Source organism: Enterobacter cloacae complex sp. SHL021 (assembly GCF_049237765.1).
Classification (GTDB): domain Bacteria; phylum Pseudomonadota; class Gammaproteobacteria; order Enterobacterales; family Enterobacteriaceae; genus Enterobacter; species Enterobacter cloacae.
In genome coordinates, this window is the sequence record NZ_JBMKJG010000035.1 from 20,769 (window position 1) to 28,937 (window position 8,169).

General features: G+C 51.4%; 7 protein-coding genes and 1 pseudogene. All 8 read right to left on the reverse strand.

Annotated elements, in window-relative coordinates; all coding sequences use genetic code 11:
- Positions 1-3: 3 nt before the first annotated feature.
- A complete protein-coding gene (gene rpoB, locus ACOTZF_RS23875; RefSeq protein ID WP_008503453.1) occupies positions 4-4,032 on the reverse strand; it encodes a DNA-directed RNA polymerase subunit beta in 4,029 nt (1,342 codons plus the stop codon).
- Between the two features lie 319 nt (positions 4,033-4,351).
- The gene (gene rplL / locus ACOTZF_RS23880; protein ID WP_013095002.1) at positions 4,352-4,720 is read right to left on the reverse strand and encodes a 50S ribosomal protein L7/L12; all 369 of its coding nucleotides are present in this window, start codon (positions 4,718-4,720) and stop codon (positions 4,352-4,354) included.
- 66 nt (positions 4,721-4,786) lie between these two features.
- Positions 4,787-5,284, reverse strand: coding sequence for a 50S ribosomal protein L10 (rplJ, locus tag ACOTZF_RS23885; RefSeq protein ID WP_013095001.1), 498 nt, complete (start codon positions 5,282-5,284; stop codon positions 4,787-4,789).
- Between the two features lie 292 nt (positions 5,285-5,576).
- Entirely contained in the window at positions 5,577-6,281 is a 705-nt protein-coding gene (gene rplA / locus ACOTZF_RS23890; RefSeq protein ID WP_013095000.1) for a 50S ribosomal protein L1, read from the reverse strand.
- Between the two features lie 3 nt (positions 6,282-6,284).
- On the reverse strand, positions 6,285-6,713 hold the full coding sequence (rplK, locus tag ACOTZF_RS23895; RefSeq protein ID WP_008503452.1) for a 50S ribosomal protein L11: 429 nt from the start codon (positions 6,711-6,713) through the stop codon (positions 6,285-6,287).
- A gap of 155 nt (positions 6,714-6,868) precedes the next feature.
- Positions 6,869-7,414: a transcription termination/antitermination protein NusG gene (gene nusG, locus ACOTZF_RS23900; protein ID WP_003862341.1), complete on the reverse strand. Its 546-nt coding sequence runs from the start codon at positions 7,412-7,414 to the stop codon at positions 6,869-6,871.
- 1 nt (position 7,415) lies between these two features.
- A complete protein-coding gene (gene secE / locus ACOTZF_RS23905; RefSeq protein WP_013094999.1) occupies positions 7,416-7,799 on the reverse strand; it encodes a preprotein translocase subunit SecE in 384 nt (127 codons plus the stop codon).
- 229 nt (positions 7,800-8,028) lie between these two features.
- Positions 8,029-8,169: pseudogene (gene tuf, locus ACOTZF_RS23910) on the reverse strand (elongation factor Tu); the annotation flags it as partial.

Sequence of the window (8,169 nt, forward strand, 5' to 3'; positions counted from 1 at the left end):
GAATTACTCGTCTTCCAGTTCGATGTTGATACCCAGCGAACGAATCTCTTTCAACAGTACGTTGAAGGACTCTGGCATGCCCGGTTCCATCTGATGGTTGCCGTCCACGATGTTCTTATACATCTTGGTACGACCGTTCACGTCATCAGACTTAACGGTGAGCATTTCCTGCAGGGTGTATGCTGCGCCGTATGCTTCCAGCGCCCACACTTCCATCTCCCCGAAGCGCTGACCACCGAACTGTGCCTTACCACCCAGCGGCTGCTGAGTAACCAGGCTGTAAGAACCGGTAGAACGAGCGTGCATCTTGTCGTCGACCAGGTGGTTCAGTTTCAGCATGTACATGTAACCTACGGTTACCGGACGCTCGAACTGTTCACCGGTACGGCCGTCAAACAGCGTAATCTGACCAGACGTTGGCAGACCACCCAGTTGCAGCAGCTCTTTAATTTCAGCTTCTTTTGCACCGTCGAATACCGGCGTTGCAATTGGCATACCTTTGCGCAGGTTCTCTGCCAGACGCAGCACTTCTTCATCGCTGAAGGTGTTCAGGTCGACTTTCTGACGCACATCGGTACCCAGATCGTAGGCACGCTGGATGAATTCGCGCAGTTTCGCGACTTCCTGCTGCTGTTTCAGCATGGCGTTAATCTTGTCGCCGATACCTTTCGCAGCCATACCCAGGTGGGTTTCCAGAATCTGACCGATGTTCATACGAGACGGTACGCCCAGCGGGTTCAGTACGATATCTACCGGCGTACCGTTAGCATCGTGCGGCATATCTTCGATCGGGTTGATCTTAGAGATAACACCCTTGTTACCGTGACGACCTGCCATCTTATCACCAGGCTGGATCTGACGTTTAACAGCCAGATACACCTTAACAATCTTCAGCACGCCTGGTGCCAGATCGTCTCCCTGAGTGATTTTGCGGCGTTTCGCTTCGAGTTTTTTCTCGAACTCGTGTTTCAGTTCGTCATACTGCTCAGCCAGCTGTTCCAGCTGATTTTGTTTCTCTTCGTCGGTCAGGCCCAGTTCCAGCCAGCGATCGCGTGGCAGTTTGTCGAGCTTCTCAGCTTCAACGCCACCGGCAACCAGCACCGCATAGATACGGCTGAACAGACCCGCTTCGAGGATCTGCAGTTCTTCAGACAGGTCTTTCTTAGCCTGTTTGAGCTGCATCTCTTCGATTTCCAGCGCACGTTTATCTTTCTCAACGCCGTCACGGGTGAAGACCTGAACGTCGATAACCGTACCGGAAACACCGTTTGGTACGCGCAGAGAAGAGTCTTTAACGTCAGACGCTTTCTCACCGAAGATTGCACGCAGCAGTTTCTCTTCTGGCGTCAGCTGGGTTTCACCTTTCGGCGTTACCTTACCAACCAGAATGTCGCCGCCGGTCACTTCCGCACCGATGTAAACGATACCGGATTCATCCAGTTTGGAGAGCGCAGCTTCACCCACGTTAGGGATGTCAGCGGTGATCTCTTCTGGCCCCAGCTTGGTGTCACGGGACACACAGGCCAGTTCCTGAATGTGGATGGTGGTGAAACGATCTTCCTGTACCACACGTTCGGAGACGAGGATGGAGTCTTCGAAGTTGTAACCGTTCCACGGCATGAACGCTACGCGCATGTTCTGACCGAGCGCCAGTTCACCGAGGTCGGTGGACGGACCGTCTGCCAGCACGTCGCCGCGCTCAACTGGCTCACCCAGAGATACGCAAGGCATCTGGTTGATACAGGTGTTCTGGTTAGAACGGGTGTATTTGGTCAGGTTGTAGATGTCGATACCCGCTTCGCCCGGATACATCTCGTCTTCGTTAACTTTGATAACGATACGGGATGCGTCAACGTACTGAACGGTACCGCCACGCTTAGCCACTGCAGTAACACCGGAGTCAACGGCAACAGCACGTTCCATACCGGTACCAACCAGCGGCTTATCAGCACGCAGAGTTGGAACGGCCTGACGTTGCATGTTCGCACCCATCAATGCACGGTTGGCGTCATCGTGTTCCAGGAACGGGATCAGGGACGCACCGACGGATACCACCTGCTGGGTGGATACGTCCATGTAGTCAACCTGGTCGCGGCTGAACAAGCTGGATTCGCCTTTGCTACGGCAGGTAACCAGATCTTCTACAAAGTGGCCTTCGTCATCCAGGTTGGAGTTCGCCTGAGCGATAACGTAGTTGCCTTCTTCAATAGCAGACAGGTAATGAATTTCGTCGGTAACAACACCGTCAGTCACTTTACGGTACGGGGTCTCAAGGAAACCGTATTCGTTTGTCTGTGCGTACACGGACAAGGAGTTGATCAGACCGATGTTTGGACCTTCAGGCGTTTCGATTGGACATACGCGACCGTAGTGAGTCGGGTGTACGTCTCGAACTTCAAAGCCTGCGCGTTCACGGGTCAGACCGCCTGGGCCGAGTGCAGAGATACGACGTTTGTGCGTGATCTCAGACAGCGGGTTGTTCTGGTCCATAAACTGAGACAGCTGGCTGGAACCGAAGAACTCTTTCACGGCTGCAGAAATCGGCTTGGCGTTGATCATATCCTGAGGCATCAGGGTATCCAGATCGCCCAGAGACAGACGCTCTTTCACCGCACGCTCTACACGCACCAGGCCAACGCGGAACTGGTTTTCCGCCATTTCGCCTACGGAACGGATACGACGGTTGCCGAGGTGGTCGATATCGTCCACTTCGCCTTTACCGTTACGGATATCGATGAGCTTCTTCATCACTTCGATGATGTCGTCTTTGCTCAGGATACCGGAACCTTCGATCTCATCGCGCAGCAGAGAACGGTTGAACTTCATACGACCAACCGCAGACAGATCGTAGCGGTCTTCAGAGAAGAACAGGTTCTCGAACAGGCTTTCAGCTGCTTCGCGAGTTGGTGGCTCACCAGGACGCATCATGCGGTAGATTTCTACCAGCGCGCTCAGACGATCGTTGGTTGGGTCGACGCGTACAGTCTCAGAGATGTACGGACCGTGGTCCAGATCGTTAGTGAACAGCGTTTCGATACGTTTGTGGCCAGCCTGACTCAGCTTAGCCAGCAGATCCAGGCTCAGCTCCATGTTAGCCGGGCAGATCAGCTCGCCAGTTGATTCATCAACGTAATCTTTCGCGGCTACTTTTCCTGCAATGTATTCAACCGGAACTTCGATGTGTTTGATATCATCTTTTTCCAGCTGACGGATGTGGCGCGCGGTAATACGGCGACCTTTTTCCACATACACTTTGCCGTCGGCTTCGATGTCGAACGACGCGGTCTCACCACGCAGACGTTCCGGCACCAGCTCCATCTGCAGCTTGTTGTCGCGGATTTCAAAGATCACTTTTTCAAAGAACAGGTCCAGGATCTGTTCAGTGGTATAGTTCAGTGCGCGCAGAATGATGGTTGCAGGCAGTTTACGACGACGGTCGATACGGACAAACAGGTTGTCTTTTGGATCGAACTCGAAGTCCAGCCATGAACCACGGTAAGGAATGATGCGCGCGTTATACAGTACTTTACCGGAAGAGTGTGTTTTACCTTTATCGCTGTCGAAGAAGACGCCCGGGCTACGGTGCAGCTGGGAAACGATAACACGCTCAGTACCGTTGATAACGAAAGTACCGTTGTCTGTCATGAGTGGAATTTCACCCATGTAGACTTCTTGTTCTTTAATGTCTTTAACAGTGCCTTCCGGCGCTTCGCGCTCGTAGATCACCAGACGCAGTTTTACGCGCAGCGGTGCGGAATAGGTCACGCCACGGATCTGACATTCCTGAACGTCAAACACCGGTTCGCCAAGGCGGTAGCTGACGTACTGCAGCTCGGAGTTACCGCTGTAGCTCTGAATTGGGAACACGGAACGGAAGGCTGCTTCCAGACCGTACTGCCCTTCAGGATCTTGCTCGATAAACTTCTGGAACGAGTCAAGCTGGATAGAAAGGAGATATGGAATGTCCAGAACTTGTGGACGTTTACCAAAATCCTTACGAATACGTTTTTTCTCGGTATAGGAGTAAACCATAGGGTTCCTCAGCTCGCTGACAAGTCGACCCATCTGTCCGACGAAGGGACAGTTTGTGCAACACCATTTTGTGGACCGGAAAATTGAATACTTTCCGCAATACCTGTTGCTATCACGCTTAAACCATTTCATTGCGATTTACACAGAGCGAGCACCCTGTCGCAGTATATTAAGTCGTCGATAGAAACAAGCATTGAAAGACACATCGATAGTCAAACAGTGTGAAATGCTACCGAGGCCTTACAGCGCAAAAAGGCTGGTGACTAAAAAGTCACCAGCCATCAGCCTAATTACTTAGGCTGCAACCAGAAAAGTTGGCTTATTTAACTTCAACTTCAGCGCCAGCTTCTTCCAGAGATTTTTTCAGTGCTTCTGCGTCGTCTTTGCTCACGCCTTCTTTCAGCGCAGCTGGAGCAGATTCTACCAGGTCTTTAGCTTCTTTCAGACCCAGACCGGTAGCGCCACGAACAGCTTTGATTACTGCAACTTTGTTCGCGCCAGCAGCTTTCAGAATTACGTCGAATTCAGTTTTCTCTTCAGCAGCGTCAGCAGCTGGGCCAGCAGCAACAGCTACAGCAGCAGCAGCAGAAACACCGAATTTTTCTTCCATTGCAGAGATCAGCTCAACAACGTCCATTACGGACATAGCGGATACTGCTTCAATGATTTGATCTTTAGTGATAGACATTTAAATTGTTCCTGAATATCAGAATAAGTTTATACGTAAGCAGATGCTTTATAAAGATAACTGCGATTAAGCAGCTTCTTTCGCATCGCGTACAGCAGCCAGAGTACGAACCAGTTTGCCAGCCGAAGCTTCTTTCATGGTTGCCATCAGGCGTGCAATTGCTTCTTCGTAGGTCGGCAGAGTTGCCAGGCGGTCGATCTGAGACGCCGGGATCAGCTCACCTTCAAAGGCAGCGGCTTTGACCTCAAATTTTGCATTCGCTTTCGCGAACTCTTTGAACAGACGAGCAGCAGCGCCCGGGTGTTCCATAGAGTATGCAATCAGGGTCGGACCAACAAACGTGTCTTTCAGGCACTCAAAAGAGGTACCTTCAACAGCACGGCGCAGCAGGGTGTTACGAACAACACGCATGTAAACGCCAGCTTCACGACCTGCTTTACGCAGTTCAGTCATTTTATCTACAGTTACGCCACGGGAATCCGCAACTACTGCAGACAGCGCGCCTTTGGCTACTTCGCTGACTTCAGCAACAATCGCTTGTTTGTCTTGAAGATTTAAAGCCATTAGCTTTTGCTCCTGGATGTTTGCCGGAACTCATGTTCCGGAACTCACTTCACTCTTCCCAACGGAAAGAGCGTCTTAATACGGTGAGCAGAAACAAGCCAGAATATCCAAAAATAATCTTAGCGTTCTGTCACCGTCTACGCAGGGGATTAAGTCTCTTGCGAAACACCTGCGGTCTTCGACGGAGGCCTGGATTAGGCCAGGCTCCAACGAACAATTCTTTTAGCCGCTAACTTTCGTTAGCAAACGTGGGGGTAAGATTGTAGACAAAATCACCGCCCACGTAAAGGCATTAGTTTGCAGCAGCGCTCAGGCCAGCCTGGTCAACTGCAACACCTGCACCCATGGTGGTGGAGATGCTAACTTTCTTGATGTACACGCCTTTCGCCTGAGTTGGTTTTGCTTTTTTCAGCGCAACCAGCAGAGCTTCCAGGTTTTCTTTCAGTTTGTCAGCGTCGAAGTCCACTTTACCGATAGTGGTGTGGATGATGCCGTTTTTGTCGTTACGATAACGAACCTGACCTGCTTTAGCGTTCTTAACTGCTTCAGCAACGTTAGGGGTTACAGTACCCACTTTCGGGTTTGGCATCAGGCCGCGTGGACCCAGAACCTGGCCCAGCTGGCCAACAACGCGCATTGCATCTGGAGATGCGATAACAACGTCAAAGTTCATTTCGCCTTTTTTGATCTGGTCAGCCAGATCTTCCATACCTACCAGTTCAGCGCCAGCAGCTTTAGCAGCTTCTGCGTTTGCACCCTGAGTAAATACAGCTACGCGAACGGAACGGCCAGTACCGTGTGGCAGTACAGTTGCACCACGAACGTTCTGATCAGATTTACGAGCATCGATGCCCAGGTTAACAGCAACGTCAACGCTTTCAACGAACTTAGCGGTAGCCAGTTCTTTCAGCAGAGCGATAGCTTCGTTGATGTCGTACTGTTTGGTCGCATCAACTTTGTCACGGATCACGGACATGCGCTTGGTCAGTTTAGCCATTTCTTAGTCCTCCACTACCAGGCCCATGGAACGTGCAGTACCTTCGATAGAGCGAGTCATCGCTTCAATGTCGGCACCAGTCATGTCGGCAGCTTTGGTCTGCGCGATTTCCTGCAGCTGAGCGCGGGAAATTTTACCCACTTTGTCTTTGTTCGGTTTACCGGAACCAGACTTGATACCAGCCGCTTTCTTCAGCAGAACTGCTGCAGGAGGGGTTTTGGTAACGAAAGTGAAAGAACGGTCAGCGTAAACAGTGATTACAACTGGGATTGGCAGACCTTTTTCCAGGGATTCAGTTTTGGCGTTAAACGCTTTACAGAATTCCATGATGTTCACACCCTGCTGACCCAGAGCTGGACCAACTGGTGGACTTGGGTTCGCCATACCAGCTGCAACCTGCAGCTTGACGTAGGCTTGTACTTTCTTAGCCATTCTAAAATCCTCTGATTGGGTGATAGCGCCTCAGCGAGGCTCCCCGTGAATAAAATCGTTTTACAGGCCGTGGCCCATAAAAACAAAAGGCGCGAAATTGTATTCCAATCTCGCGCCCTGTGCAACGATTAAATCGCCGCTTTTTTGATCGCTGCTTAGGCTTTTTCTACCTGGGCAAAGTCCAGTTCTACCGGGGTCGCACGACCGAAGATAGAAACAGAAACTTTCAGGCGGGATTTCTCGTAATCCACTTCTTCGACCACGCCATTAAAGTCAGCAAACGGACCGTCATTAACACGAACCATTTCACCCGGTTCAAACAGCGTTTTCGGACGCGGCTTATCACCCACCTGCTGCAGGCGGTTCATAATCGCATCAACTTCTTTGTCGCTGATTGGCGCCGGACGGTCAGACGTGCCGCCGATAAAGCCCATCACGCGGGGTACGCTGCGCACAAGGTGCCAGCTCGCGTCGTTCATAACCATCTGAACCAGCACGTAACCCGGGAAGAATTTACGCTCGCTTTTGCGGCGTTGGCCGCCACGGATCTCGACCACTTCTTCGGTCGGAACCATAACTTCGCCAAATAACTCTTCCATGTTGTGTAATTTGATATGCTCACGCAGCGACGTTGCTACGCGGCCTTCAAAACCGGAAAACGCCTGAACGACGTACCAGCGCTTTTTAGGGGCTTCAGACATCTCAGAACCTCAGGCCAGTGATAAAGGATACCAGGCGAACCAGAATACCATCCAGTCCCCACAGGATCAGTGACATTACAGCGGTTACCGCCGCTACGATCAGCGTGGTGTGCAATGTTTCCTGGCGAGTCGGCCAAATTACCTTACGGACTTCGGTACGCGCTTCGCGGGCAAAAGCGACAGTCGCTTTGCCTTTTGTCGTCAACAGCGCGACACCACCCGCTGCAGCAATCAGAATTACCACTGCAAGCGCGCGTAGCGGCAGCATAATGTCACGATAAAGATAGTTGCCGACGATCGCTACGATCAGCAGAACGGCTACCACTACCCATTTCATCGCTTCCAGGCCGCGCCCGCTCCCTTGAGCTTCGGTATTCGCACTCATAAACCAACCTGTCAGAAGTATTCTACAAACATTTTCACCCCGCGATCGCGAGGCAAACCAAATCGAAATGCTAATTCGCTTTTCGAATTATACGCTCTCTGCAGAGCCTGTCTCAGCAATGATTATGACAAAAATAATCACTGATGAGCCAGGTTCTGGCGTGAAAGCGTGCAAAAAGGGCATCAAATGATGCCCTTTTATTGCGCATTGCGTCAAATGTTATCAGCAATTAGCCGAGAACTTTAGCAACCACGCCCGCGCCAACGGTACGGCCACCTTCACGGATTGCGAAACGCAGACCGTCGTCCATCGCGATTGGGTGGATCAGCGTCACAACCATCTTGATGTTGTCGCCTGGCATTACCATCTC

Excerpts from the sequence above, each read along its gene's own strand:
- rpoB (WP_008503453.1), bottom strand. The coding sequence starts at position 4,032 with ATGGTTTACTCCTATACCGAGAAAAAACGTATTCGTAAGGATTTTGGT.
- rplL (WP_013095002.1), bottom strand. The coding sequence starts at position 4,720 with ATGTCTATCACTAAAGATCAAATCATTGAAGCAGTATCCGCTATGTCC.
- rplJ (WP_013095001.1), bottom strand. The coding sequence starts at position 5,284 with ATGGCTTTAAATCTTCAAGACAAACAAGCGATTGTTGCTGAAGTCAGC.
- rplA (WP_013095000.1), bottom strand. The coding sequence starts at position 6,281 with ATGGCTAAACTGACCAAGCGCATGTCCGTGATCCGTGACAAAGTTGAT.
- rplK (WP_008503452.1), bottom strand. The coding sequence starts at position 6,713 with ATGGCTAAGAAAGTACAAGCCTACGTCAAGCTGCAGGTTGCAGCTGGT.
- nusG (WP_003862341.1), bottom strand. The coding sequence starts at position 7,414 with ATGTCTGAAGCCCCTAAAAAGCGCTGGTACGTCGTTCAGGCGTTTTCC.
- secE (WP_013094999.1), bottom strand. The coding sequence starts at position 7,799 with ATGAGTGCGAATACCGAAGCTCAAGGGAGCGGGCGCGGCCTGGAAGCG.